The sequence below is a fragment of the Aristaeella lactis genome (genome assembly GCF_018118585.1).
Taxonomy (GTDB): domain Bacteria; phylum Bacillota; class Clostridia; order Christensenellales; family Aristaeellaceae; genus Aristaeella; species Aristaeella lactis.
The window spans coordinates 140,916-165,886 of sequence record NZ_CP069421.1; the positions used below are offsets into that span (position 1 = coordinate 140,916).

Below are 24,971 nucleotides of genomic sequence, written 5' to 3' on the forward strand. Positions count from 1 at the left end.
TGATACAGGCTGGAAGGAGGAGAAACTGTGATCCACGGTGGTAATGTATGGAACACGGAGAATCCGTCCGACTGGCTTGATTTTTCCGCAAATCTTCGTCCGGAGGGACCGCCGGACTGGGTGAGCGAAACCCTGCGGTCCACACTGGACGATATCCGGTTCTATCCGGATCCAGACATGAAAAGAGCCCGCCGGGGACTGGCCGGGTACCTGGGCCTGCCGGAGGAATGCGTTCTTCCGACGGCCGGGGGAACGGCAGCCATTGACCTGGCACTGACATACCGGACCGGCTGTGTGTATATTCCGGAGCCGGCCTTCGGGGAATATGCCCGCCGGGCGGAGGCCCACGGACGGGCGCGTGCGTCGTGGAACGGAACCTGCGGCAGGGGAGACACCCTGATCCTATCCAATCCGGATAATCCCACCGGAAGCGTCCGGACGAAAGAATCGCTGCTGGCCCTTCACCGGAAACTGAACAGCGCCGGGGCTGAACTGATCGTGGATGAGGCTTTTATTGATTACTGCCCGGAATACAGCTTGCGGGACGCAATCGCGCCGGGGCTGATAATCGTCGGCTCCATGACAAAGATCCTGGGGATCCCGGGTGTACGGCTTGGCTTTCTGTGTGCTGTTCCTGAAGTGATCCAGTCCCTGCAGGGAAAGATGCTTCCCTGGTCGCTGGGAACCCAGGCGGCGGAGATCGCGGCACGCCTGCCGGAACACGCGGACCTGATCCGCCGGGACGCGGAGACAAACCGCCGACGCAGGGAACAGTTTGCCGCGCAGTTGGAACAGCTTGGCGTGAAGGTCGTGCCTTCCCAAAGCAATTTCCTGCTGGCTGATTTCGGAAGGGATATGACGGAACCGGCAGAAAGACTGAAGGAACAGGGAATCCTGATGCGTACCTGCGGGTCTTTCGGGCTGGAAAACAGCTTCCTGCGGCTGGCGGTCAGGACAGAAAAGGAAAACGGGCGGCTGATCGCCGCACTGGAGGAGATACTGCATGCGCGGTAAATGCCTGATGATCCAGGGGACAGCTTCCTCTGTCGGCAAAAGCGTGCTTTGTGCCGCTTTCCTGCGCATCCTGCGCCAGGACGGCCTGAAGGCCGCACCTTTCAAGGCGCAGAACATGTCCCTTAATTCCTTCGCGACCAAAGACGGCCTGGAGATGGGCCGGGCACAGGTCACCCAGGCGCAGGCGGCCGGTATGGAGCCGGATGTCCGGATGAATCCGGTGCTGCTGAAGCCTACCAGCGACCGGCGCAGCCAGGTGATCATTGAAGGAAAGGCTGTCGCCAGCATGACGGCGATGGAATACCACCAGTACAAACCGGAACTGCGGAAACGGATCAAAGCCATCTACGAATCACTGGAAAACGAAGTGGACTGCGTTGTGATCGAGGGTGCGGGCAGCCCCGCGGAGATCAACCTGCGGGAAGGGGACATTGTGAATATGTCCATGGCGGAAGCCGCTGACGCGCCGGTCATCCTTGTGGGGGATATTGACCTTGGCGGTGTCTTTGCTTCCCTTTACGGCACGGTGATGCTGCTGACCGAAGAGGAACGGGCCCGGGTGAAGGGCGTGATTATCAACAAGTTCCGGGGGGACGTGAAGATCCTGGAACCGGGGCTGCGCATGCTGGAAGAGCGTATTCACATTCCTGTACTGGGCGTGGTGCCCTGGATGGATGTGGAGCTGGATGACGAGGACAGCGTTACGGAACGCCTCCGGAAGCAGAGTGGCCGGGGAGATATAGACGTGGCGGTGGTCCGGCTTCGCCATATCTCCAACTTTACGGATTTCCAGTCCCTGGCCCTGCAGCCGGGGGCACGGGTGAGATACGCGGAGAACGCGGAGGACCTGGAGAAAGCTGACCTGATCATTCTGCCCGGCACCAAGAATACCATTGAAGACCTGATCGACCTGCGCAACCGGAAGATGGATGCGGCGATCATCCGCCATGCCCGCCACGGCGGGATGGTGATGGGAATCTGCGGCGGATACCAGATGCTCGGAAACGTGCTGCGGGATCCCGGTCATTCCGAGTCGCAGGTGCCGGAAGCAGCAGGACTTGGCCTGCTGGATATGGAAGTTGAATTTGAAAAGGAAAAGCGCACCGTCCAGGCAACAGCGACTGTTGAGTGTGGAACATGCTGGCCGGAAAAACTGAACGGGACGCGTGTGGACGGGTATGAGATCCACACGGGCAGGAACAGCTATGGCCCGGAAGCGTATCCCTGGCTGCGGATCGGCGGGGAGATAGACGGAGTTATGAACGCGCAGGGCAATGTGCTGGGTACCTACCTGCACGGGCTGTTTGACGACGGCCGTCTGTTTGCCGCAATAGCGGACAGGATCCGGGAACTGCGGGGCGATGCCGGAAAGGAACAGCAGCCTGTCAGCATGGAGGAATTCCGGGAAAGTGAGTTTGACCGGATTGCCGCCATTGTCCGTGAAAGTGTGGACATGGAGGCTGTATACCGGATCATACACGGGGAGGATGTCTCATGCGTTTCGGAATAGCCGCGCTGATCGCCGGGTTTATCCTGGACCTGTTGCTGGGTGATCCGGAATGGCTTTATCATCCGGTGCGGCTGATCGGCGGACTGATCTCCCGGCTGGAAAAACGGCTGCGTGCCCGGGGCGGAAACCTGCGCCGGAGCGCGGTGATCCTGACGGTTACCACTTTGCTTGTGACCATGGCCGTTACGGCAGGAATCCTTGTCCTGCTGCAGCTGCTGGGCAGAATTCCGCTGTTTATCGGAATGGCGCTGCTGGACTGGATGGGAATCGCCGTGACCTGCATGGCCAAAGAAGCCCGGGGTGTCGGCAAGGCGCTGGAGAAGGGTCTGCCCGAGGCACGGAAACAGATAGCCCGCATTGTGGGAAGGGATACCCAGAACCTCAGCGGGGAAGAAATTATCAAAGCCACGGTGGAAACGGTTGCCGAGAACACAACGGACGGGGTGATTTCCCCGCTGTTCTGGGCACTGCTTGGCGGACCGGTCCTCCTGTGGGGATTCAAGGCGGCCAACACGCTGGACTCCATGGTGGGCTACATGGATGAGAAGTACCGGGATATCGGCTGGAGCAGCGCGAAACTGGATGACATACTGAACTATATTCCGGCACGGCTGACGGCACTGCTGATGATCCTGGCGGCGTTTCTGACGGGAATGGACGGCCCAAACGCGTTCCGGATCGTGCGCCGGGACCACGCGAACCATAAAAGTCCGAACTGCGCCTGGAGTGAGGCGGCAGCGGCGGGAGCCATGCATATCCAGCTGGGCGGGACGCATGAATACTTCGGGAAACCGGTGGAAAAACCGACCATCGGTGACGCGGATCGGCCCGCGGAGCGGGAGGATATCCGCCGGGCAAACCGGCTTCTGTATGTGACAAGCGGCCTGATGATACTGATCATCGCTGCCGCGGGAGTTTTGCTGTAACAGCAGGGAAGGGAGTGAACAGGATGGAAGAGAAAAGGGATGCCAGCCGGTTTTTCCAGAACCGGGAATGCAGGTTTTTCCCGTGCCACAAGGGTGTGGCGGAAGAGGAGTTCAACTGCCTGTTCTGCTACTGCCCCCTGTATACGCTCGGAAGGAAATGCGGCGGAAACTATACCTATACGGATAAAGGGATCAAAAGCTGCAAGGACTGCACTTTCCCGCATATCGCGGATAATTATGAAAGACTGACCGGCCGCTTCCGGGAGATCGCGGAGGTGGTCCGGCGGATGGATGAGGCAGAAGGATGAATGCACAGGAACAGGCCCGCAGGCGCTGGGACAGCATCGCGAAGCCGCTTCATTCCCTTGGCCGGCTGGAGGACCTGGTGGTTCAGATTGCCGGGATCACGCAGACCGCGGACGTGCGGATCGACAAGCGGTGCGCGCTTGTTTTCTGCGGTGACCACGGCGTTGTTAAGGAAGGGGTCAGCCAGGCCGGAAGCGAAGTGACGGCGCTGGTAGCCCGCAGCATCGCGGAGGGAACGGGCAACATCAACCTGATGGCTGACGCGGCCCGGGCCGATGTGTTCGCGGTCGATATGGGCATGCTCACCGAAGTGGAAGGGACCGTCAACCGGCGGGTCGGTGCCGGAACGGCTGACATCGCGGAAGGCCCCGCCATGACGCGGGAACAGGCGGAGCAGGCACTGCAGGCCGGCATGGAGATGATACGGGACCTGCGGGACAAGGGGTACCAAATCGCGGTCATCGGGGAAATGGGCATCGGCAACACGACAGCGGCCAGCGTGGTGGCTTCCGTGCTGCTGGACATGCCCGCGGAGCAGGTGACCGGACGGGGTGCCGGCCTTTCGGACGCCGGGCTGAAAAGAAAGATCGAAGTGATCCGGCAGGCGGTCCGGGTCAATCATCCGGACGCGTCAGATCCGACGGATGTGCTGGCGAAACTGGGCGGCTTTGAGATCGCCGGGATGGCAGGCGCTTTCCTGGGCGGATATCAGTATCATATACCCGTTGTGACAGACGGGATGATCCCCTCTGTGGCGGCACTCGCGGCTGTCCGGATTTGCCCGGAGGCGGTATCCGCCATCCTGCCGGGACACGTGAGCAAAGAACCCGTGGATCAGATCATCATGAAGGAACTGAATATGGAACCGGTGATCGATGCCCGGATGGCGCTGGGAGAGGGAACCGGCGGCATACTGCTGCTGCCCCTGCTGGATATGGCGCTGCGGGTTTATCACGGCCCCCATACCTTTGATGGACTGGGCATGGAACCCTATACGCCCCAGGGAGGAAAGCAATGATCGTACTGGTAACAGGCGGCAGCGGCTGCGGCAAGTCCACCTGGGCGGAGAAGCTGATGGATAACCTGCAGTATGACCGGCGCTTCTATATCGCCACCATGCAGGTGTATGACGAGGAATCCCGGCAGCGGGTTGCCCGGCACCGGGCCCAGCGGGCGGATAAAAACTTTGTAACCATAGAATGTGAAAAAGACCTGGACAGCGTGAAGATTCCGGAGGGGAGTGCTGTTCTGCTGGAAGACCTGGTAAACCTGACTGCCAATGAGATGTTTGACAATGGGGACGTTTCACGGATCATTCCGGCGATCCGGCGTCTGGCGGCCCGGTGCAGCTGGCTGGTGATGGTGACCAATGACCTGTTTTCCGACGGGGAGGAGTATTCCCTCTCTGTGAAGGAATACCTACGCTGCCTGGCGGAGATCAACCGGCAGGCGGCTGAGATGGCTGACTGCGCCGTGGAAGTTGTGTATTCTGTTCCGGTTGCGCTGAAAGGAGAACTGCCATGCGTTTGATCCGTTCTTTCCTGATCGCGTTTTCCACCTATTCCCGGATTCCGGTTCCTCAGGTGGAGTGGACAGAGGAAAACCGGCGCTATGCTATGTGCTTCTTTCCGCTTATCGGAGCGGTGCTGGGACTGATCCTGTGGGGATGGCTGGCCCTGTGTGACGCGCTGCGGATCGGTGCTTTCCTGCGCGGCGCGGTCGCGGCGCTCCTGCCGCTGCTTGTGACAGGCGGGATCCACATGGACGGGTATATGGACGTGACGGACGCGCTGGCCTCCTGGCAGCCAAAGGAAAAACGGCTGGAGATCCTGAAGGACAGCCATGCCGGTGCCTTCGCGGTGATGGGCTGCGCCGGATACCTGCTGCTTTCCGCGGCACTGTTCAGCGAGGCGCGGGCGGCTGACGGGCTGAAACTGCTCTGCGTGTTTGTGCTGTCCCGGACGCTGAGCGCCCTGGCGCTGACGATCTTCCGGAACGCGCGCCCGCAGGGCATGCTGGACGACTTTTCCAGGACCGCACAGCGGCGGATGATCCTGGTGAGCGGCATGATCTATGGAATTGTATGTGTCGCCATCTGGGGGCTGACAGGCGGCTGGCTTGCGCTGATCTGCCCGGCGGCAGCCGCTCTCTGCCTGCTGTATTACCGGCATATGGCCTATAAACAGTTCGGCGGCGTGACCGGAGACCTGGCAGGCTGGTTCCTGCAGGTTACGGAGCTGGCGCTGGCGGCGGTGGTTGTGATGGGAGGGAAACTGCTGTGAAACTGTATATCGGCGGAGCGTACCAGGGCCAGGAGGAACTGGCGCGACAGGAGAATCCTTCCGCGGAGATCTTTCCGGATTTCCATGAGCGGATCCGGAAGGCTGTACTGGCGGAAAAACAGGATCCCAGGGCATTTGCGGAACAGTTCTGCGCAGAACATCCGGACGCGGTTGTCACAGCCAATGAAGTCGGGGCAGGTGTTGTGCCCATGGCCGCGGAAGACCGGGCATTCCGGGAAGCGGTCGGCCGCGCCCTGTGCGTGATCGCCGGGAAAGCGGAGCAGGTGACACGGTGCACCTGCGGGATCGGGGTGAGGATCAAATGAGGTGGATCCTGATCCGGCACGGAAAGACCCGGGGCAACCTGGAAGGCCGGTACATCGGCTGCCGCAGTGATGAGAACCTGTGCGCTGAAGGCATTGAAGAACTGAAACAGGGTACTTATCCGGCGGCGGGGAAGGTATATACCAGCCCGATGCGCCGCTGCCTGGAAACAGCGGAACTGCTGTATCCGGGAATTCCCGCGGAGGAGGTTCCTGATTTCAGGGAATGTGATTTCGGCGAATTCGAAGGGAAAAACTACGCGGAACTGAACGGACGCAAAGACTACCAGGCGTGGATCGATTCCGGCGGTGAACTGCCTTTTCCGGGCGGGGAAAGCCGGGCAGAGTTTGCTGCCCGCTGCCTGGAAGCGTTTGAGACAATACGAAAAAAAGCGCCGCAGGAAGACTGCGCGCTTGTTGTACACGGCGGTACGGTGATGGCGATTATGGAACAGTATGCGATGCCGCGTAAACCGTTTTATGATTACCAGGTTCCGAACGGCTGCGGATTCATCCTGGAAGAGGACGGAACCTGGACACAGATCCGGCGGTGATCCCGCCGGTTTTTATTTTTCCCACTGGGACAGCATATCCTTCATCCAGGCGTAGACATCCATACCGTAAACCTGCTTCAGGTTTTCCGGCGTCATGACGTCATCGATGAGTCCCCGGGAAATGGTTTTACCGTGGTCCAGCAGGATGGCGTGGGTGCCGTATTTCCTGGCAAGGCTCAGGTCGTGGACAACGGACAGGACGGCCCGTCCGGGCTCTTTCAGCCAGTCCCGGATCAGGGAAAAGATGTGCTGCTGGTACTTCAGATCCAGGTGATTGGCCGGTTCATCGAGGATCAGCACCTGCGGATCCTGGGCAAAGACCTGGGCCAGGAAGACGCGCTGCGTTTCGCCGCCGGAAAGGGTCAGCATGCTGGCATGCCGCAGATCGGACAGGCCGGTCATTTCCAGCGCTTTTTCCACGGCAGCTTTTCCATCATCATCCCGGCCGGAAAACAGGCCGGACTTGTAGGCATAGCGGCCCAGCCCGACAACTTCCTCAACGGTGTAGGCATAACCCACATTGTTTTTTTGCGCCAGGACGCCGATCTTCCGCGCAAGCGAGGATGCTTTCAGACCACGGATATCCTCGCCCTTCCACCGGATGGTTCCTGAGTGGGGAGCACCCTGGGCAATTGCTTCGATCAGGGTGGATTTGCCTGCACCGTTCGGTCCGGCCAGCATAAGCCACTGGCCTTCCTTCAGGTGAAAGGAAAGGTCATCGACAACGGTGAAGCTGCCGTAACGGACTGTGATATGTTCTCCCTGCAGCATGCCGGTCACCTGGCCTTTCTCGTTTTGTTGAAGATGATGACGAACGCGACGGCCCCGACCATGGACGTGACCACACCGATGGACAGCTCAATGGGACTGAGCAGGGTCCGGGCGGTCAGGTCCGCCAGGAGCAGGAAGATCGCTCCTGAAAACAGGGAGGCGGGAAGCAGCCGCTTGTGATTCGGCCCCACCAGCATTCGGGCGATATGGGGCATAACCAGACCCACGAAGCTGACAGTACCTGAAATGGATACGCAGACACCGATCAGGACAGATACGGTGATCATGATGATCAGCTTCACCCGCTTTACGTTCACGCCGATATGACGGGCATTATCCTCGCCGATGGCAAAAGCGTTCAGCTCCGGACTGAAGCGGAACAGGATCCCGCCGCAGAGGAGCAGCGCGAAGAACATCAGTTTCGCCTGGTCATAGTTGACGCCGGAGAAGGAACCGAGGGTCCAGTAGCTCAGGGACCTCGTATGATCACTGCAGAAGGTGATCATGAGCGAGATGATACTGGAGATGAACATGGTAAAGATGACGCCGATCAGGATGATGCTGCTGGTGCTCAGAGAACGATCCAGAGCGTAGGCCAGGGACAGGATCAGGATCAGCGAGCCAAAGGCAAAGACCATGGCCGTGATCATGGTGCCGCCGTAGGCGGAACCGGGAATGGTGATTCCGGCCACGATGGCGACGATCGCGCCCAGGGCTGCGCCGGAGGAAACGCCCATGGTGGAACCGTCCGCCAGGGGATTGCGAAGCAGCCCCTGCATGGCGGCACCGCATATGGATAAAGACGCCCCGGACAGCGTGACACAAAGCACACGGGGGAGCCGGACATTCAGTATGATGTTTTTGGCAATATTCTGGGGAATCGGAAGCCCCCAGACAGCGTTCCAGATCGCTGTGACGGTATCTGAAAAGGAAATCCTGACGCTGCCGACGCAGATGCACAGGATCATGGTCAGGAACAGCGCGACGGTCAGGAATAAATACGTCAGGGGAGAAAAACGCTCCCGCAGGAGCAGACGTGATTTCTGCATAGCAACCTCATAAAGGAAACGGGGAACCGGAACCTGTCCGGTTCCCCGATCAATACCGGAGATCAGGCAGCCGGGGCTTCCTCAGCTTCGGTGCCGTAGACAAAGTCATACAGGGCAATGACGGCGTCCTTCAGGCGCGGGCCGGGACGGGTCATCATGCTGGTTTCATCATAGAAGATGTTCTGTTCCTTGATAGCGGTGATGTCTCCCCAGCCTTCACGGGAGGAGATCTCTTCGATGCCGGCGGCACCCATACCGTTCATCAGGATGATGTATTCGGGGTTGCGTTCGATGACCTGCTCGTCGCTGATCATCAGCCAGGCATCAGCCTGGTCGCCGAAAATATTCTTAAGGCCGCAGATCTCAGCCAGCTCATGGGTGAAGCTGGAGCTGCCACAGGAGTACAGGTACGGAGGCGGGGAGATCTCAAAATAGACGGTCTTTTCATTGCCTTCGCTCTTGGCTTTGATCTCATCGATGGTAGCCTGCATGTCAGCGATCAGAGCTTCGGCGTTGTCATCCTTGCCCATCAGGGTGCCGATCATGCGGATCGCGGTATAAACACTTTCAATGTTGCTGGTTGTGCTGATCACAACCTTCACGCCGTTTTCTTCGAGCTGCTTGACCTGCTCTTCGGACTGGCTCATGTCGTTCATCAGTACGACCTGGGGATTCAGCGCCAGGATCTCTTCAATGTTGGTGTTGGCGCCGGACTGAACCACAGGCAGGCTGGTGATGGAAGCGGGGTAATCGCAGTACTGTCCGATGCCGACCAGTGCTTCCTCGCAGCCGATGGCGCACAGGATCTCGCAGTCGGAAGGCTGCATGGCAACAATCCGGGTAGCGGGCTCGGACAGCGTGATCTCGCGGCCATACATATCTGTAACCGTGATCGCGGTATCTTCAGCCAGCACCGCTGTCATGCTGAAAACCATCAGCACGGCAAGGAAAAGGGATACCAGTTTCTTGGACATATTTAGTCCCTCCTCAAACAAGATCAGATGAATCAGCAGGGAACCGCCTTTACAAACAAAGGCGTTCCCTTGAGGAACGCCATGCAAACAAAGACCTTTTATGCGGGTCTGTCGCAAGCATATCCCGTTACCCAGGGGACAACAATGATTCACGGTGTAAACAAGTCTCCCGGCTTGGCTTCATCCGCTGACGCACCTTCCCGCCGTCCGGCAGTGGTTTCATTGCGTCTTGTCAGCTTCACGGTTACTGGGTTAGCCCGGAACTTTCATCCGATTCCTATATCATTGGTTCAAAAGAACCGCAGATGCGCATCGCTGCGCAGATACACCGGCTATTCATCTGTCGGAATCATTATATTATTCCCAAAAGGTGACGTCAATTGATTCCTTGTACAATATGACGGGAAAGCATAAAATACTTACGGAGGGTGATGATATGCTGAACCGGGAACAGTTTATCGAACGGTTTTCAACCGGGGTTCATCTGCTGGACGGCGCCACGGGAACTGAACTGCGGAAAGCGGGGATGCCCGCGGACTGCTGCACTGAACAGTGGATCGCTGGTCATCCCGGGGAGATTATCCGGCTTCAGCAGGCTTACGCGGAAGCGGGGAGCGAAATCATTTACGCGCCGACCTTCCTGGCCCAGCCGCTTGCCCTGAAAAAGTGGGGACTCGAAAAGAAAACAGAAGCCATCAACCGGGAACTGGTCCGGCTGTCCCGGACAGCGGCCCTGGGCTGCCTGGTCGCGGGCAACCTGACAACCATGCGGGGCAGTACCGATGATCCGGAAGCCATGCGGAACGCGTATCGGTGCCAGATGAAGGCACTGATTGCCGGAGACGTGGATCTCATTGCGGCTGAAACGCTGATGGATGCCGATGAGGCAAAGATCATCCTGGAACTGGCGGAAGAGCTGTCCGCACCGGCGGTGATGATCTCTTTTACCTGCCGGGGTGGCCGGCTTTTCTCCGGAGAGGATCTGACGGAGACCCTGCGCGCGGCGGAAGAAGCCGGCGCCGCGGCTGTGGGCATTAACTGCGTGCCTGCGTCTGCTGAACTACCGGAACTGATCGGCAGACTGCGCGGGATGACCGGGCTGCCGCTGGTCTGCAAACCCAATGCCGGATATCCGGTACAGGGACAGTATCCCGTCGGAATACAGGAGTTTACCTCACTGCTGCTGGACTGCGCAGGGAAAGGTGCCAACCTGATCGGCGGCTGCTGCGGAACATCGCCGGATTATATCCGGAATATCCGCCGATGCCTGCGGCAGGAAGAACATCCGGATTAACGGAAAAACAGGCGCTGGACCCGTGCGCCGGAGACCTGTGCGGATGCAGCTTTAAAACATTCACGAACATTGACACGTCAATGGTTCGGCGGTAAAATAACTTGTTGTGTTTTTTGCACAAGAATGACGACCGGAGGAAGACAAAATGGCTTGTACAGCGATCGTTGGAATCAACTGGGGTGACGAAGGCAAAGGACGTATGGTGGACCTGCTGACAGAGCAGATTGACATCGTGGTTCGTTATCAGGGCGGCGGCAACGCCGGTCATACCGTAATCAATGAACACGGTAAGTTTGCCCTGCACCTGCTGCCCTCCGGTATTTTCCGGAAGAATGTGATCAACATTCTGGGCAACGGCGTGGCCGTGGATCCGGAAAGCCTGATGAATGAAATCAAAGACGTGGCGGAGAAAGGCGTAGCCGTAACTCCGGAAAACCTGAAGATCAGTGACCGCGCCTCCCTGCTGATGCCCTGGCACCGCCGCCTGGACGAGCTGGAAGAGCAACGTCTTGCGGACAAGAAATACGGTTCCACCAAGCAGGGAATCGCTCCTTTCTATTCCGATAAATACCAGAAAAAGACCATTATGGCCGGCGAGCTGTTCTATCCGGAACGGCTGAAGGCTCACCTGCAGGACCTGATGGAGTGGAAAAACCTCATCATCAAGGGCGTGTACGGTGCTGAACCCTACACCTGGGAAGAGATCGAAAACTGGCTGAACACCAGCTGTGAAGCCATTAAACCCTTTATCTGCGATACCGGCGACCTGCTGCGCGAAGCGGAGGAAAACGGCAAAAAGATCATGTTTGAGGCCCAGCTGGGCTCCCTGCGTGACCTGGATCACGGCATTTACCCGATGACCACCTCCTCCAACACCATCGCGGCTTACGCTCCTGTTGGCTCCGGCCTGCCGGGCGCCGAGCTGGACCGGATCATCGGTGTGGTGAAGGCTTATTCCACCTGCGTGGGCGAAGGGCCCTTCACCTGTGAGATGTTCGGTGAGGAAGCCGAAAAACTGCGTGAAGCAGGCAATGAATACGGCGCGAAGACCGGCAGACCCCGCCGGGTCGGTCCGGTGGACCTGGTCGCAACCCGTTACGGCGTACAGGTGCAGGCCGCCACGGAAGTCGCCCTGACCAAGCTGGACGTGCTGAGCTACATGGACGAGATCCCGGTCTGTGTGAAGTATGAACTGAACGGCAAGGAAACGGACAAGTTCCCCTTCCCGGCCGCGCTGGATTCCTGCAAGCCGGTTATCAAGACCGTCAAGGGCTGGAAAAAGGACATCAGCGGTATCCGTACCTGGGAAGACCTGCCGGAGGAAGCCAAGGCCTATGTGCAGATGATCGAGCGCGAGATCCGCTGCCCGATCAAGTGGGTTTCCGTTGGACCGGAACGGGAAAGCATCATTACAAGAGGATGAATCTCTGACGACCGCCGGTGGCGGAAATCTCGTCAGAGATGAATTCAACCGAAACAAGCAAGCTCCCAGGTGGGGAGTCGCGCCGATAGAGGTTGCGGAACGAACACTATTAGGAGAGTAAAAACATGACACAGCAGTATGAAACGCCCCTGTCTTCCCGGTATGCTTCCAAATATATGCTGGAGCTGTTCTCCGCCGATACCCGGTACCGCACCTGGAGACGTCTCTGGGTTGCTCTGGCAAAAGCGGAAATGGAACTCGGCCTGCCGGTGACACAGGCGCAGGTGGACGAGCTGGCCGCCCATATCGAGGACATTGATTACGATTGCGTGCGTGAGCGGGAAAAGGAAGTCCGCCACGATGTTATGGCTCATGTGTATGCCTACGGAAAGGTTGCGCCTTCCGCAGCGGGCATTATCCACCTGGGAGCCACCAGCTGCTATGTGACCGATAACGCTGACCTGGTGATCTATCGGGATGGCCTGAAGTACCTGCGCGGGGAACTGCTGGGCGCCATGAAGAGCCTGTGTGATTTCGCGGAGAAGTATAAGGATATGCCCACCCTGGGCTACACCCACTACCAGCCGGCACAGCCGGTGACTGTGGGCAAGCGTGCTTCCCTGTGGCTGCAGGACCTGGCCTCCGACCTGGAAGAGATTGATTTCGTGATCGACCATCTCCGCTTCCTGGGCTGCCGCGGCACCACCGGTACCGAAGCGAGCTTCATGGACCTGTTTGAGGGAGATGAGGCGAAGATTGATGAAATGAACCGCCGCATCGCCGGCACCTTCGGCTTTACCGAATGCTTCACCGTCAGCGGACAGACTTATCCCCGCAAAACGGATGCCCGGATCCTGAACGCCCTGAGCGCCCTGGCCCAGAGCTGCTACCGGATGGCGAATGATATCCGCCTGCTGCAGCATGACCGGCAGATTGACGAGCCCTTCGAGGAAAACCAGATCGGCTCCTCCGCCATGGCCTACAAACGGAACCCCATGCGCTGCGAGCGTGTGTGCTCCCTGGCCCGTTACCTGATGGCGGATGCCATGAACGCGCCGCTGACCGCTTCCGTCCAGTGGATGGAGCGGACGCTGGACGATTCCGCCAACCGCCGGATCTCCCTGCCGGAAGCCTTCCTGTGCGCGGACGCGATCCTGCGCCTGGTGCGGAACATCGCCGGCGGCCTGCGGGTGAACGAGAAGGTTATCGACAAGACCCTGCGGGAGTATATGCCCTTCCTGGCCACCGAGAACCTAATGATGGAAGCGGTGAAGCGGGGCGGAAACCGCCAGCAGCTGCATGAGATCATCCGCCGCTGCTCCATGGCCGCGACAGAGAAGATGAAGCAGGGCGAGCCCTGCGACCTGCTGGCCCGGCTGGCGGCGGAAAAGGACTTCGGCCTGACCGAAGAGGAAATGCGCTCTGTGCTGGATCCCGCGAAGTACACGGGACGCTGCGGCGCACAGGTGACCGCCCTGGCGGATAAACTGCGTCCGCTGTTTGCGGAAGCCACTGATACCAAAGATTCCATTGACCTTTAAGGGGTAAGATAGTACCATGCATATGCGGACCAAGAAATGGGCCAGACCTGAACTTCAGGCCTGCCCGTTCTTTATAGATGCGATCAAGGGACCGGATGCCAAAACCGGCGCACTGAGGGGAACCTGGCGGCCGCGTTTCGCGAACCCTGACCTGCCCCTGCACATTGAGATGGGCTGCGGCAAGGCCGTCAGCACGGCAAAGATGATCGCGGATAATCCGGGGATCAACTATATCGCCGCGGACCTGAGCGCGGATATCCTGGGCGTGGCCCGGCGCAACATCGTGGAAGCCTGCGGGGAGAATCCCGGGAATGTGCAGCTGGTGATGGCGGATATCTGCTTTGTGGATCAGGTGTTCGGCCCGGAAGACGGAGCGGAACGGATCTATATCCATTTCTGCAATCCCTGGACAGAGCATCCCAAGCATGAAAAGCGCAGGCTGACCCACGCGCGGCAGCTGATGCAGTACCGTTCCTTCCTGAAGGAAAACGGTGAGATCTGGTTTAAGACGGACGATGATACGCTTTTTGAGGATTCACTGGCATATTTTGACCTGTGCGGCTTTGAACCGGTGGTGATCGGCAGTGACCTGCACAGGGACGGATTCAGCCCCAACTATATCAGTGAACACGAAGAGAAATATACAGCCCTGGGAGTACCGATCAAATACGCGGTTTTCCGGATGAAACCGGAAGCGCCGGATTTTGATCCGACCCGTTTCAGGCTCACCCCGGGGATCAAAAAGGAAGCACTGGACAAACTGAACTACCGGAAACCGGAATGACCAGGAAAGGCCGGTGAACACAATGCGGTTTATGAAAGGAAAACAGGGCCGGATTGCCGTGGAACGGCTTTTTCTGCTGCTGTATATTCCGCTTGTGCTGGCCATGATGCTGGTGATGCCGGTCGGCGGCCCGCCGGATGAACAGGCCCACCTGAAACAGGTATGGCTGCTGAGCACCGGCCAGGTCGGAAACGACGGACATATTTTCCCGGCAAACCTTCGGGATCTGCTTCAGGACGCGGTGGGCGGAACGGAAGCCAGCGCGCTGAAGGATGAAGAGATCCGGAATGTCCGGCTGTCTGAAGAAACTGTTACAGAAGAAGAAAACCAGGCAACGGGGATCTACCCGCTGGTATCCTATCTGCCCCAAAGCTGCATGATGTTCCTGACCCGGCTGTTTACAGACCGGATTGATTTCCTGTTATACAGTGCCCGGATCGGCAGCATGATCGTGACGGGTTTCCTGTTCTGGCTGGCAATCAGGCGCAGCCCGGCGGGAAACATGATCCTGCTGGCGATTGCCTGCCTGCCGCTGACCCTGCAGGAGGCGGCGTCCGCGTCCTGCGACGGCATGACGATTGCCGGAGTCAGCTTGATCACAGCGGAACTGCTCAGGAGAATGAATAATCATACAGACTATACATCCCGTTCCCTGTGGCGGTATGCCTGGATCGGAATCGGCGCTGTGCTGTGCAAGCTGCTTTATGTGCCCGCACTGCTGCTCGGTCTGATGCCGAACGCGGTGACCGAAGAAGAGAAAAAACAGAAAAGAAGGCAGACGCTGGTGATGGCCGGGGCGCTGCTGGCGGCGCTGGCAGCCTGGTACCTGCTTTCGGTGAAGAGCCTTTCGGGCAGGGAAGGACTGACTTCCGATGCGGTGATTCGCGCGGGGGAGGTAGCCGCCAATCCGCTGCTCCTGATCGGCGCGCAGGTCAGGACGCTGATTCACAGCGCACCGGGCTGGGCCCGCCAGTTGTTTGGCGTGTTCGGCCGCCTGGACATTTTTTCACCCTGGGCCCTGACCGGCCTGCTGGCAGTTTCCTTCTGCGGGGTTGCACTGGCGGACAGCGGAGCGGAGGCTGTTCTGCCGGAGCGGAAACAGGCTGTGAAACTCCGCCTGCTGCTGATCGGGATCTTTATCCTTTGCTGGATGATCCTTTCCTGCGCCCTGATGGTCTGGTGGACCGGGGAGGGATCTTCCGTGATCCAGGGAATCCAGGGACGGTATTTCCTGCCCTGCCTGTTCTGCCTGCTGCTGGGACTGCCGCGAATACCCGGCAAGGTAAAAGATGACGGAACAGACCATCGGGGAATTGTGCTGAATGCCTCCATGGCGGTCTATGTGATCTGTGTGATTGTAACGGTCATCCTGTTGGGAATGAAACTGTAATGCATAAAATCAGGGTTAAATCATGTATATTCGTTGTATTTATGCATAATATACATGAAAAAGATATTATTATGTATAAAAATGCAAAAAATCTATTGACAAGGATATAACCCGGTGCTATACTATGCCCAATCCAAAGAGGAACAAGGAGGATATGACAATGAAAAAGATTCTTGCTATGGTTCTGGCGCTGGCACTGGTTCTGAGCACAGCCGCTGCTCTGGCTGAGCTGAAGACGCTCGAAGAGGGTAAATTCATTTACGCCACCAGCCCGGATTTCCCGCCTTTTGAGTTTACGGATGATAATGATAATGTCATCGGTATTGAGCCTGACATCCTGGCTATTATCTGCGGCAACCTCGGCCTGACCGCCGAACCTTATGCCATCGACTTCGACAGCGCACTGGTTGCTCCCGGTGCCGGCAAGGCTGACGCGGTTGTTTCCGGCGTGACCGTGAAGGAAGAACGGAAATCTTCCCTGGAGTTCACCGTTCCCTATGTGACGATCGTGCAGGGCGTTGTTTTCAAGACCGGCGATGACATCACCATGGAAAACCTGGGTGAGAAAATGATCGGTGTGCAGAGCGGCACCACGGGCAAGGATCTCGCCATTGATAATTTCGGTGAAGATCATGTGACTGCGTACGACAAGTACTCCCTCGCTTTCCAGGCCCTGCAGAACGGCCAGGTGGACTGCATCATGGTGGACGACATGGTCGGCGCTGCCTATGTGAAGCAGATTCCCGGACTGGAAATGTTCCAGACCGACTATACACCCGAAGATTTCGCTTTCGGTTTCGCAAAGGGCAACACCGAACTGGTGGAAGCCTTCAATGCTGAACTGCAGAAGCTGATCGACGATGGTACCATTGAAGAGATCATTCTGAAGTGGAACGAGTAATCTATAAGCCGGAGAGCTTTGATCACCGGAAGGAAAAGGCAAAACAGCCTTTTCCTTTCTGTGTTATTATCGCATAATAACCCAATCGACCTGTGAAGGAGAGGATCCGTTTCCATGGAACAGTTTGTAGCCTGGAAAGCCATGATGGCTGCGAATGAACCAACCACATTATGGCAGCAATTCTATGTGCTTTTCTATCAGGCATTTATTGAAAAAGACCGCTGGCTGCAGTACCTGAACGGCGTAGTGACTACGCTGTATGTGACGGTGCTGGCACTGCTCCTGGGCGTGGTCCTCGGCGTCATCGTTGCGGTGATCCGCACGGCACATGACCAGCAGCGTCCCGGACACAGGAATCCTGTGCTTGGATTCTTCAACGGGCTGCTGAAGGTTTATGTGACCGTGATCCGCGGTACCCCTATGATGGTGCAGCTGATGATTATGGGCCTGGTAATCTTCGCGTCCAGCCGGAATTTTGTGATGGTCGGCGCTCTGACGCTGGGTATTAACTCCGGCGCGTATACCGCTGAGATCATCCGCGGCGGACTGATGAGCGTGGACCATGGCCAGATGGAGGCCGGACGCAGCCTGGGTATGAATTATACGGACACGATGAGGTTTGTTGTGGTGCCCCAGGCGATCAAGGCTATCCTGCCGGCATTGGGCAATGAGTTCATCGTGCTGCTGAAAGATACTTCCCTGATCAGCGTGATCGGCGGAAAGGAACTGCTGTACGCGGCCCGCAGTGTGGCTTCCCGGAACTATGAACCGATGTATCCTTATGTCGGGGCGGCCATTGTCTATCTGCTGCTGGTGATGCTGTTCACCTGGCTGCTGGGTATCTTTGAGAGGAGGCTGCGCGCAAGTGATAGACGTTAAAAACCTGACAAAAAGCTTTGGTGACCTGGAAGTTCTCAAAGGCGTCAGCCAGCACATCAACAGGGGAGAACGTGTTGTGCTGATCGGGCCCAGCGGAAGCGGAAAATCCACCTTCCTGCGCTGCCTGAACCTGCTGGAGACACCTACCAGCGGTGAGATCATCTTCGAGGGTCAGTCCATTACGGATGACAAATGCGATATCAACAAAATCCGCCAGAAGATGGGCATGGTTTTCCAGCATTTCAATCTGTTCCCCAATATGACCATCCTGAAGAATATCACACTGGCGCCTGTCCGGACAGGGATCATGAACAAGGAAGAGGCGGAAAAGGCAGCTATGGAGCTGCTGAAACGCGTCGGCCTGGAAGACAAGGCGAACAGCTATCCAGCCCAACTTTCCGGCGGCCAGAAACAGCGTATCGCCATTGTGCGGGCCCTGTGTATGAGGCCGGAAGTGATGCTTTTTGACGAACCCACATCCGCCCTGGACCCGGAAATGGTCGGCGAGGTGCTGGACGTTATGAAGGAGCTGGCAAAGAGCGGTATGACGATGGTGTGCGTGACCCATGAAATGGGCTTCGCCCGGGAAGTCGCTGACCGGGTGCTGTTCATGGATGAAGGCAGAATCCTGGAAGAGGGAACACCGCAGCAGATTTTTACCAATCCGCAGGAACAGCGTACCAGGGATTTCCTGAACAAAGTTTTGTGATATAATCATTTCGTATTCTTTTTTGATCACTTTACCGGAGGGATTCAATGTCGTCCGTCAGCCGCATCCTCTCACTGCTTTCCGCCGCTTCCATGATGGTTTCCGGCGCCCTGGACACCGTTGCGCCGCAGCATGACGCTGACGGGCTGCTGTTCCTGGTGAACCGGGAATACACGGTTTCCGAAGCCTACGAACCGGCGGACCTGGAGATGAGCGATGTGCCCGGACAGGTACGGCGCCTTCGCCCGGCGGCCGCGGAAGCCCTGCGGGAGATGTTCCAGGCCTGCAAGGAAGAGACTGGCAAACAGCTTCTTTCTATCAGCGGCTATCGTTCCTATGCCAAGCAGAGCGGCATTTATAACCGCAAGCTGCGTTCCGTAAAAAAGAACGTGGAAAAGGCGCAGGAATATGTGGCACCGCCGGGGGCAAGCGAGCACCAGACGGGTATGGCCATGGACGTGGGCCAGAAGCACAAGGTGAACCTGGAGGTCTCCTTCGGGGAAACCGAGGGCGGAAAATGGTGCCGGGAAAACTGCTGGCGTTTCGGTTTTATCCTTCGGTACGGCGAGACCTGGGAAGGCATCACCGGCTACAAGTATGAACCCTGGCATTTCCGCTATGTGGGCAAAGAGTATGCCAAGCAGATCCATGATGCCGATATCCCGCTGGAAACCTGGCTCATCGATTACCGGATACAGGTCCTGCAGGAGCTGCTGCACAGCGGTTCCCGGACCGGAACGGAATTCACAGGCTATGTGGTTCAGGACGAGTGATCCGGACACGGTTCGTTAAAAAGAATGCAAATGATTATTTACAGAGGTTCTGTTTTATGAAGAAAGTGATTTGTTTCCTGCTTTCCCTGATGCTGCTCCTGCCGATTTTCGCGCTGGCGGAGACTGAAACGGAAGAGCTGGAAATAGAGGAAATTATCGACGCTGAGGAATACGAGGAAGAAGAAACGGAGGAAGAGGAACCTGCCGCCAAGGCCGGGGAATGGACCTTCCCTGTGGCACTGGAGGATATGGATCCCACCTTTGTCGTGCTGGCCAACAAACACTATAAACTGGACAGCAAGTTCGTTCCCAAGCCGCTGGTGAAGATGAAGCAGCGCAAGGCAGCCAAGGACGGCAGCAACAAAAACGGCGGTGTCCTCTTTGCCAAGGGCGGCACCTACAAGCTCCAGGAGACCTGCGCGGAGGCACTGGTGGCCATGAGCGAAGGCGCCCGGGCGGACGGATACAATCTGTATCTCAAGAGCGCCTACCGTTCCTACCAGACCCAGAAAACCATGTATAACAACCGGCTGAAAAAGAACAAGGGCAAGGATGACGGCTGGGTCTCCCAGCCCGGCTCCAGCGACCACCAGACCGGCCTGGGATGCGACGTGGTGCCCAAGAGCTGGCGCGACAAGGCCATGAACGGCAAGATGGGCAAGGAACCGGAATGCATCTGGATGGCGGAACACTGCCATGAATACGGCTTTATCCTCCGTTATCCTTCCGACAAGGAAGAAATCACCGAGATCAACTATGAGCCCTGGCATATGCGCTATGTAGGTATCCCTGCCGCCACCTATATCATGGAGAACGGCCTGTGCCTGGAAGAGTTTACGGAACAGCTGCAGCAGGCGATCCAGGAATACCTGGACAACGGCGGGGACTGGTCCAAGGTGGAGAAGTTTATCCAGAATCCAACGGAAGAGGGAAAGTAATTCAGAATTAAGAATTCAGAATGATCCGCCGGGGCGGGGGAGATTCCTCCACTACGCCTTCGGCTTCGGTCGGAATGACATGGTACTTGTTTCATATCGATGACAGGTAAAGGGACAAAACATGAAGCTATTGATTGTGGATGACGAGGCGCGGATCCGTGCCCTGATCAGCAAATACGCCGCCTTTGAAGGCTATGAGACCGAAGAGGCGGAGAACGGCATGCAGGCCATCGAAATGTGCCGGCAGCATCATTATGACCTGGTGATCATGGACGTTATGATGCCTGAGCTGGACGGCTTCTCCGCTGTCCGGGAGATCCGGAAAAACGATCCCGTGCCGGTGATCATGCTTTCCGCCCGGGGCGAGGAGTATGACCGGATCCATGGGTTTGAGCTGGGCATCGATGACTATGTGGTCAAACCCTTCTCCCCGAAGGAACTGATGATGCGCGTCGGCGCTGTGATCCGGCGCAGCGGGGAAGCGGAAAAGAAGGCGGAGGAGACTGTCTCTGTGGGCGGCCTGACCGTGGACTTCACAGCCCGCCGGGTGATCGTGGACGGAGTGGAAGCCGAACTGAGCCCGAAGGAATATGACCTGCTCTTCTATATGATCCGCAACCGCGGCATTGCCCTGACCCGGGAAAAGCTCATCAGCGACGTATGGGGCTATGACTTTTTCGGGGATGACCGCACACTGGACACGCATATCAAACTGCTGCGGAAACAGCTGGGACCGTATGCAGACAAGATCACAACGCTCAGAGGGGTAGGCTATCGCTTTGAGAAAGAATAATCTGGCTTACCGGGAGGAGTTCCTTGCCGGCCGGGTCGGTATCCGGGCCAAGATCCTGATTTATCTCGCAATTCTTGCGGGATTTATCATTTCCACGGTCTGGATGCTGCAGGGAGTCCTTTTCCGGAACCTGTACCGGGGCGCTACGGTGATCCAGATCGAGGACGCGGTGCGCACCCAATTCATCCTGACGGTGGGCGCCATTGTGCTGGCTACCGTGCTGGTGGGCTTTACCATGGCCAGGTTGATCTCCGAACCGATCATCCAGACCAATGAAGCAGCCAAGGAACTGAGCCGTTCCCGCTATACACGCCCGTCCTTCAACGGCGGATACCGGGAGATCGCGGAACTAAACGATACGCTGGTACGCGCGGCGGAAGACCTGGGCAAGGTGGAGGACCTGCAGCGGGAGCTGATCGCTAATATCAGCCATGACCTGCGCACGCCCCTGACCATGATCGAGGGCTATGCCGAGGCCATGCGGGATATTCCCGAGGAAGTAACCCCGGAGAATATGCAGATCATCATCGATGAGACGACCCGCCTGAGCTCCATGGTCAACGAGGTGCTGGATTTCAGCCGCCTGCGGACCGGCAACCTGGAACTGGAGGAAGCCCCCTTCAACCTGACGGAGCAGATCCGGGAGATCGTCAGGCGGATCGGCCGGATGACTGCTGTGGACGGCTACAATGTGGTTTTTGACGAGGCGCAGGACCGCGTGGTGAAGGGAGACAGCAAGCGGATCAGTCAGGTGCTGTACAATCTCCTTGGAAACGCACTCACCTATACGGGTAAGGACAAAACCGTCCATATTACCCAGCAGGACGTGGGCTCCAGGGTGCGCGTGCGCATCTCCGACAGCGGGGAAGGCATTCCTGCGGACGAGCTTCCCTTTATCTGGGACCGGTATTACCGCAGCCGTGAGAACCACCGCCGCGCTGTGATCGGCAGCGGATTGGGGTTGAATATCTGCCGGGGCATCCTGGAAAAACACGATGCCGAATTCGGTGTCCTGAGCGAGGAAGGGAAGGGAACCACCTTCTGGTTTGACCTGCCGAAGGCAGAACAGAAGAAAGAATAACTTCCGGGGATTCAAGAGCATATGAAAACAGCCGATGCATTGCACCGGCTGTTTTTTGAGAGCGGGTGATGGGAATCGAACCCACGTGACCAGCTTGGAAGGCTGGAGCTCTACCATTGAGCTACACCCGCAGATGGAGCGGTAGACGGGACTCGGACCCGCGACATCCACCTTGGCAAGGTGGCACTCTACCAACTGAGCTACTACCGCATAAAGGAAACCGGGGAACTGTGCGGACGAAGAGACTCGAACTCTTACGCCTTTCGACACCAGATCCTAAGTCTGGCGCGTCTGCCATTCCGCCACGCCCGCAGGTCAGACCCGGCGAAAGCAGAGGAAAGTGACCCATTGGAGATTCGAACTCCAGACACCTTGATTAAAAGTCAAGTGCTCTGCCAACTGAGCTAATGGGTCATACAAAGCTGGGGTGGCAGGGCTCGAACCTACGAATGCGGGAGTCAAAGTCCCGTGCCTTACCACTTGGCTACACCCCAACGTAGGTAAACTGCCAGCTTGACGCCGAAGGAAAAAAGATGGGGTGAGTAGTGGGACTCGAACCCACGGTCTTCAGAGCCACAATCTGACGCGTTAACCAACTACGCTATACCCACCATAGGAATCTGGCGCGCCTGGAGGGACTCGAACCCCCGGCCCACGGCTTAGAAGGCCGTTGCTCTATCCAACTGAGCTACAGGCGCATGCCGCAGGACGGCTTCCTCCGGAGAAAAATCGGCGCTTTCAGGGGAAACCTGCCGTTTCCGCTGACAGATATGCATTATATCACCGGACTGTGGCTGTGTCAACCGATTTTTCACCTTTGCGCATTGACAAAACAACTTATGCAGGATATGCTATGCGGGTGCGAGGTGAACAGACGGTCGCAGGCCTTCGGGCATGAGGAAAGTCCGGGCACCACAGGGCAAGGGTGCCGGCTAACGGCCGGCGGAGGCGACTCCAGGGAGAGTGCAACAGAAAGAAACCGCCGCCCTTCGGGACGGTAAGGATGGAAAGGCGAGGTAAGAGCTCACCCACGGACCTGGTAACAGGCCCGTGCTGTAAACCCCACCCGGTGCAAGATGCAATGGAGGCATGTCGGCGGCCCGCTGCGCCCTCCGCGATCGCTTGAGCCGTGCGGTAACGTACGGCCTGGATAGATGACCGTCCAATACAGAACCCGGCTTATGGTCACGCTCGTACTTCATGAAAAAGCTCTCCGCGCAGGAGAGCTTTTTCGTATTTACCGTTATGGACGGTATCACTTTATTTCGGTAATGACTTCTCCGTCACGCAGGGTGACAAGAATACCCTTTTCCGAATCCTGGGTGATCAGCACCGGAATGCCGGCACCGGACAGAAGGCGCATGACACGGGGGTCCGGCGTGTCAGGCTCATCCACTGTGTTGGTGGAGATAACCGCCAGGGAAGGGGATACCGCGGCGACCAGCGCATCGCTGGTGGCATCGCTTTCCCCGTGGTTCGCGATCTTCAGCACATCAGCATGGGGGATCAGCCCGGCATCCAGCAGGGAAGCCTCCTCCGGGAATTCCATGTCCCCGGTCAGCAGGATGCTGCCACCGCCGCCTTCCGCCAGCAGTACCAGGGAATTGCAGTTTTCCGCTTCCTCATTCTTTTCCAGCGGGCCGACAACGGTCAACTTTCCGCCGTCCAGGGGCAGCGTATCCCCGGCCGCCAGGTAAGTGACTTCATAGTCTTTCTTCTTAATGGCTTTATCTACGGGATGCTTTCCGTCTTCCTTTTTCAGGACATAATACTTAGAGGTATATATGTTTTCAATTTCAATACCGGATTCAAGCAATGCCTTCAATCCGCCGACATGGTCCGCGTGGGTATGCGTCAGGATCACCCCGTTCAGCCGGGTGATGCCTTCCCCGCGCAGGACGGCCAGCATATCATCAGCGCTTTTCTTTGTTCCGGTATCGATCAGGTAGGCACTTGTGCCGCAACGCAGCAGCAGCGCATCCGCTTTCCGGACGTTGATGGCCAGCAGGGACATCTCGTTTTCCCCGGCGCTCTCGCCCGTACAGCCCGTGAACAGCAGTGAAAGGGCCAGAATGCTGATCAGTAAGGTCTTTTTCATTGGTTCACTCCTTCCGGTCGTCTTTCACTAAAGAAACGATCCAGCAGTGCTTTGCATTCCATTTCCAGCACGCCGTGGGTCCAAAGGGTATGCCCGTGCAGTGCGGGATCCGCAGGCAGGTCGTAAACGCTGCCGCAGCAGCCCGCATCCGGATCGGCAGCACCGAACACACAACGGCCGAGCCGGCTCATCAGCAGGGCGCCGGAACACATGGGGCAGGGTTCCAGTGTCACATACAGGGTGCAGTCTTTCAGACGCCAGTCTCTCAGCTTTTCAGCGCCGTGACGCAGGCAGAGCATTTCTGCGTGGGCTGTCGGATCCTTGCTGACCTCCCGGCGGTTATGGTCCGCCCAGAGGAGTTCATCACCATGATACAGTGCTGCCCCGACGGGCACCTCGCCCTCGGCAAGCGCTTTTTCCGCTTCCTCCAGCGCCTTGCGCATCCCGGTTTCATCCATACGGGTCACAGGCTCCGCCTCCCTTCTGCCGCGGCTGTAATCTGCTATCATTATTAGGGAGGAAACAGAAAAAGTCAACATTTCCGCCGACACGGTTACACCGATGCGAAACACAGCACAAAGCGTGAATCCGGACAGGAAAATGACAGCCTGAGTGAACTCCTTGAAAATCAAAGGCTCCTGCTGCAAACGTTTTTAAC

General features: G+C 57.5%; 25 protein-coding genes, 7 tRNA genes, 1 other RNA gene, 1 pseudogene and 1 riboswitch. Of the genes and pseudogenes, 22 read left to right on the forward strand and 12 right to left on the reverse strand.

Annotation, left to right across the window (positions count from 1 at the left end; genetic code table 11):
- Positions 1 to 27: 27 nt before the first annotated feature.
- The 9 genes from JYE50_RS00600 to JYE50_RS00640 are packed head-to-tail and all read left to right on the forward strand — an operon-like array spanning position 28 to position 6,915.
- Positions 28 to 1,014, forward strand: a complete 987-nt coding sequence (locus JYE50_RS00600) for a pyridoxal phosphate-dependent aminotransferase (protein WP_179138336.1) — start codon at positions 28 to 30, stop codon at positions 1,012 to 1,014.
- The gene (locus JYE50_RS00605) at positions 1,004 to 2,524 is read left to right on the forward strand and encodes a cobyric acid synthase (RefSeq protein WP_084095954.1); all 1,521 of its coding nucleotides are present in this window, start codon (positions 1,004 to 1,006) and stop codon (positions 2,522 to 2,524) included. Before JYE50_RS00600 ends, JYE50_RS00605 begins: the two co-directional genes overlap by 11 nt.
- A complete protein-coding gene (gene cbiB / locus JYE50_RS00610) occupies positions 2,509 to 3,450 on the forward strand; it encodes an adenosylcobinamide-phosphate synthase CbiB (protein ID WP_084095955.1) in 942 nt (313 codons plus the stop codon). Before JYE50_RS00605 ends, cbiB begins: the two co-directional genes overlap by 16 nt.
- 23 nt (positions 3,451 to 3,473) lie before the next feature.
- Complete coding sequence (locus JYE50_RS00615; RefSeq protein WP_084095956.1) at positions 3,474 to 3,758, forward strand: cysteine-rich small domain-containing protein; 285 nt, start codon at positions 3,474 to 3,476, stop codon at positions 3,756 to 3,758.
- Positions 3,755 to 4,774: a nicotinate-nucleotide--dimethylbenzimidazole phosphoribosyltransferase gene (cobT, locus tag JYE50_RS00620; protein WP_084095957.1), complete on the forward strand. Its 1,020-nt coding sequence runs from the start codon at positions 3,755 to 3,757 to the stop codon at positions 4,772 to 4,774. Before JYE50_RS00615 ends, cobT begins: the two co-directional genes overlap by 4 nt.
- Entirely contained in the window at positions 4,771 to 5,286 is a 516-nt protein-coding gene (locus tag JYE50_RS00625) for a bifunctional adenosylcobinamide kinase/adenosylcobinamide-phosphate guanylyltransferase (RefSeq protein ID WP_084095958.1), read from the forward strand. The genes cobT and JYE50_RS00625 overlap by 4 nt, the downstream gene beginning before the upstream one ends.
- Positions 5,277 to 6,038, forward strand: a complete 762-nt coding sequence (locus JYE50_RS00630) for an adenosylcobinamide-GDP ribazoletransferase (RefSeq protein ID WP_084095959.1) — start codon at positions 5,277 to 5,279, stop codon at positions 6,036 to 6,038. The genes JYE50_RS00625 and JYE50_RS00630 overlap by 10 nt, the downstream gene beginning before the upstream one ends.
- Complete coding sequence (locus JYE50_RS00635) at positions 6,035 to 6,364, forward strand: bifunctional adenosylcobinamide kinase/adenosylcobinamide-phosphate guanylyltransferase (RefSeq protein ID WP_179138337.1); 330 nt, start codon at positions 6,035 to 6,037, stop codon at positions 6,362 to 6,364. The genes JYE50_RS00630 and JYE50_RS00635 overlap by 4 nt, the downstream gene beginning before the upstream one ends.
- Entirely contained in the window at positions 6,361 to 6,915 is a 555-nt protein-coding gene (locus JYE50_RS00640; RefSeq protein WP_084095961.1) for a histidine phosphatase family protein, read from the forward strand. Before JYE50_RS00635 ends, JYE50_RS00640 begins: the two co-directional genes overlap by 4 nt.
- Before the next feature lie 12 nt (positions 6,916 to 6,927).
- Here the strand turns inward: JYE50_RS00640 and JYE50_RS00645 are convergent, their stop codons facing one another.
- The 3 genes from JYE50_RS00645 to JYE50_RS00655 form a co-directional block, all read right to left on the reverse strand.
- Complete coding sequence (locus JYE50_RS00645; protein ID WP_143763615.1) at positions 6,928 to 7,686, reverse strand: ABC transporter ATP-binding protein; 759 nt, start codon at positions 7,684 to 7,686, stop codon at positions 6,928 to 6,930.
- A gap of 5 nt (positions 7,687 to 7,691) precedes the next feature.
- Positions 7,692 to 8,735 (reverse strand): FecCD family ABC transporter permease, encoded by a 1,044-nt coding sequence (locus tag JYE50_RS00650; protein ID WP_084095963.1) that lies wholly within the window; start codon positions 8,733 to 8,735, stop codon positions 7,692 to 7,694.
- A 62-nt stretch (positions 8,736 to 8,797) separates the two neighbouring features.
- A complete protein-coding gene (locus tag JYE50_RS00655; protein ID WP_084095964.1) occupies positions 8,798 to 9,709 on the reverse strand; it encodes an ABC transporter substrate-binding protein in 912 nt (303 codons plus the stop codon).
- A gap of 142 nt (positions 9,710 to 9,851) precedes the next feature.
- Positions 9,852 to 10,035: riboswitch (cobalamin riboswitch) on the reverse strand.
- Positions 10,036 to 10,145: 110 nt separating this feature from the next.
- Here JYE50_RS00655 and JYE50_RS00660 point away from each other — a divergent pair.
- The 12 genes and pseudogenes from JYE50_RS00660 (at position 10,146) to JYE50_RS00715 (ending at position 22,215) form a co-directional block, all read left to right on the forward strand.
- On the forward strand, positions 10,146 to 11,003 hold the full coding sequence (locus tag JYE50_RS00660) for a homocysteine S-methyltransferase family protein (RefSeq protein WP_179138338.1): 858 nt from the start codon (positions 10,146 to 10,148) through the stop codon (positions 11,001 to 11,003).
- A 145-nt stretch (positions 11,004 to 11,148) separates the two neighbouring features.
- On the forward strand, positions 11,149 to 12,426 hold the full coding sequence (locus JYE50_RS00665) for an adenylosuccinate synthase (protein ID WP_084095966.1): 1,278 nt from the start codon (positions 11,149 to 11,151) through the stop codon (positions 12,424 to 12,426).
- A 125-nt stretch (positions 12,427 to 12,551) separates the two neighbouring features.
- Entirely contained in the window at positions 12,552 to 13,967 is a 1,416-nt protein-coding gene (purB, locus tag JYE50_RS00670; RefSeq protein WP_084095967.1) for an adenylosuccinate lyase, read from the forward strand.
- A 16-nt stretch (positions 13,968 to 13,983) separates the two neighbouring features.
- Positions 13,984 to 14,751, forward strand: a complete 768-nt coding sequence (gene trmB / locus JYE50_RS00675) for a tRNA (guanosine(46)-N7)-methyltransferase TrmB (RefSeq protein WP_084095968.1) — start codon at positions 13,984 to 13,986, stop codon at positions 14,749 to 14,751.
- A gap of 22 nt (positions 14,752 to 14,773) precedes the next feature.
- The gene (locus tag JYE50_RS00680) at positions 14,774 to 16,141 is read left to right on the forward strand and encodes a DUF2142 domain-containing protein (protein ID WP_084095969.1); all 1,368 of its coding nucleotides are present in this window, start codon (positions 14,774 to 14,776) and stop codon (positions 16,139 to 16,141) included.
- A 160-nt stretch (positions 16,142 to 16,301) separates the two neighbouring features.
- On the forward strand, positions 16,302 to 17,042 hold the full coding sequence (locus JYE50_RS00685) for a transporter substrate-binding domain-containing protein (RefSeq protein WP_179138339.1): 741 nt from the start codon (positions 16,302 to 16,304) through the stop codon (positions 17,040 to 17,042).
- Between the two features lie 144 nt (positions 17,043 to 17,186).
- Entirely contained in the window at positions 17,187 to 17,921 is a 735-nt protein-coding gene (locus tag JYE50_RS00690) for an amino acid ABC transporter permease (RefSeq protein WP_436197989.1), read from the forward strand.
- Positions 17,908 to 18,630, forward strand: coding sequence for an amino acid ABC transporter ATP-binding protein (locus JYE50_RS00695; protein WP_084095972.1), 723 nt, complete (start codon positions 17,908 to 17,910; stop codon positions 18,628 to 18,630). Before JYE50_RS00690 ends, JYE50_RS00695 begins: the two co-directional genes overlap by 14 nt.
- A 47-nt stretch (positions 18,631 to 18,677) precedes the next feature.
- The gene (locus JYE50_RS00700) at positions 18,678 to 19,403 is read left to right on the forward strand and encodes a M15 family metallopeptidase (RefSeq protein ID WP_084095973.1); all 726 of its coding nucleotides are present in this window, start codon (positions 18,678 to 18,680) and stop codon (positions 19,401 to 19,403) included.
- A gap of 437 nt (positions 19,404 to 19,840) precedes the next feature.
- Positions 19,841 to 20,195: pseudogene (locus JYE50_RS15560) on the forward strand (M15 family metallopeptidase); the annotation flags it as partial.
- 267 nt (positions 20,196 to 20,462) lie between these two features.
- A complete protein-coding gene (locus tag JYE50_RS00710) occupies positions 20,463 to 21,134 on the forward strand; it encodes a response regulator transcription factor (RefSeq protein ID WP_084095975.1) in 672 nt (223 codons plus the stop codon).
- Positions 21,121 to 22,215, forward strand: coding sequence for a sensor histidine kinase (locus tag JYE50_RS00715; protein WP_084095976.1), 1,095 nt, complete (start codon positions 21,121 to 21,123; stop codon positions 22,213 to 22,215). The genes JYE50_RS00710 and JYE50_RS00715 overlap by 14 nt, the downstream gene beginning before the upstream one ends.
- Before the next feature lie 60 nt (positions 22,216 to 22,275).
- Here the strand turns inward: JYE50_RS00715 and JYE50_RS00720 are convergent.
- The 7 genes from JYE50_RS00720 to JYE50_RS00750 form a co-directional block, all read right to left on the reverse strand.
- Positions 22,276 to 22,346 (reverse strand) — tRNA-Gly (locus JYE50_RS00720).
- A gap of 3 nt (positions 22,347 to 22,349) precedes the next feature.
- Positions 22,350 to 22,425, reverse strand: a tRNA-Gly gene (locus tag JYE50_RS00725).
- A gap of 21 nt (positions 22,426 to 22,446) precedes the next feature.
- Positions 22,447 to 22,527, reverse strand: a tRNA-Leu gene (locus JYE50_RS00730).
- Between the two features lie 29 nt (positions 22,528 to 22,556).
- Positions 22,557 to 22,629, reverse strand: a tRNA-Lys gene (locus JYE50_RS00735).
- Positions 22,630 to 22,637: 8 nt separating this feature from the next.
- A tRNA-Gln gene (locus JYE50_RS00740) sits at positions 22,638 to 22,709 on the reverse strand.
- A 40-nt stretch (positions 22,710 to 22,749) separates the two neighbouring features.
- Positions 22,750 to 22,826, reverse strand: a tRNA-His gene (locus tag JYE50_RS00745).
- A gap of 10 nt (positions 22,827 to 22,836) precedes the next feature.
- Positions 22,837 to 22,913, reverse strand: a tRNA-Arg gene (locus tag JYE50_RS00750).
- Positions 22,914 to 23,077: 164 nt separating this feature from the next.
- Between JYE50_RS00750 and rnpB the strand changes: the two genes are divergently transcribed.
- An RNA gene (gene rnpB / locus JYE50_RS00755) (RNase P RNA component class A) lies at positions 23,078 to 23,413 on the forward strand.
- Positions 23,414 to 23,470: 57 nt separating this feature from the next.
- On the opposite strand, the gene JYE50_RS00760 is transcribed toward rnpB, so the two are convergent.
- Both JYE50_RS00760 and tadA read right to left on the reverse strand, forming a co-directional pair.
- The gene (locus JYE50_RS00760; RefSeq protein WP_084095977.1) at positions 23,471 to 24,313 is read right to left on the reverse strand and encodes a ComEC/Rec2 family competence protein; all 843 of its coding nucleotides are present in this window, start codon (positions 24,311 to 24,313) and stop codon (positions 23,471 to 23,473) included.
- Complete coding sequence (gene tadA, locus JYE50_RS00765; RefSeq protein WP_283399212.1) at positions 24,310 to 24,771, reverse strand: tRNA adenosine(34) deaminase TadA; 462 nt, start codon at positions 24,769 to 24,771, stop codon at positions 24,310 to 24,312. Before tadA ends, JYE50_RS00760 begins: the two co-directional genes overlap by 4 nt.
- Positions 24,772 to 24,971: the final 200 nt, after the last annotated feature.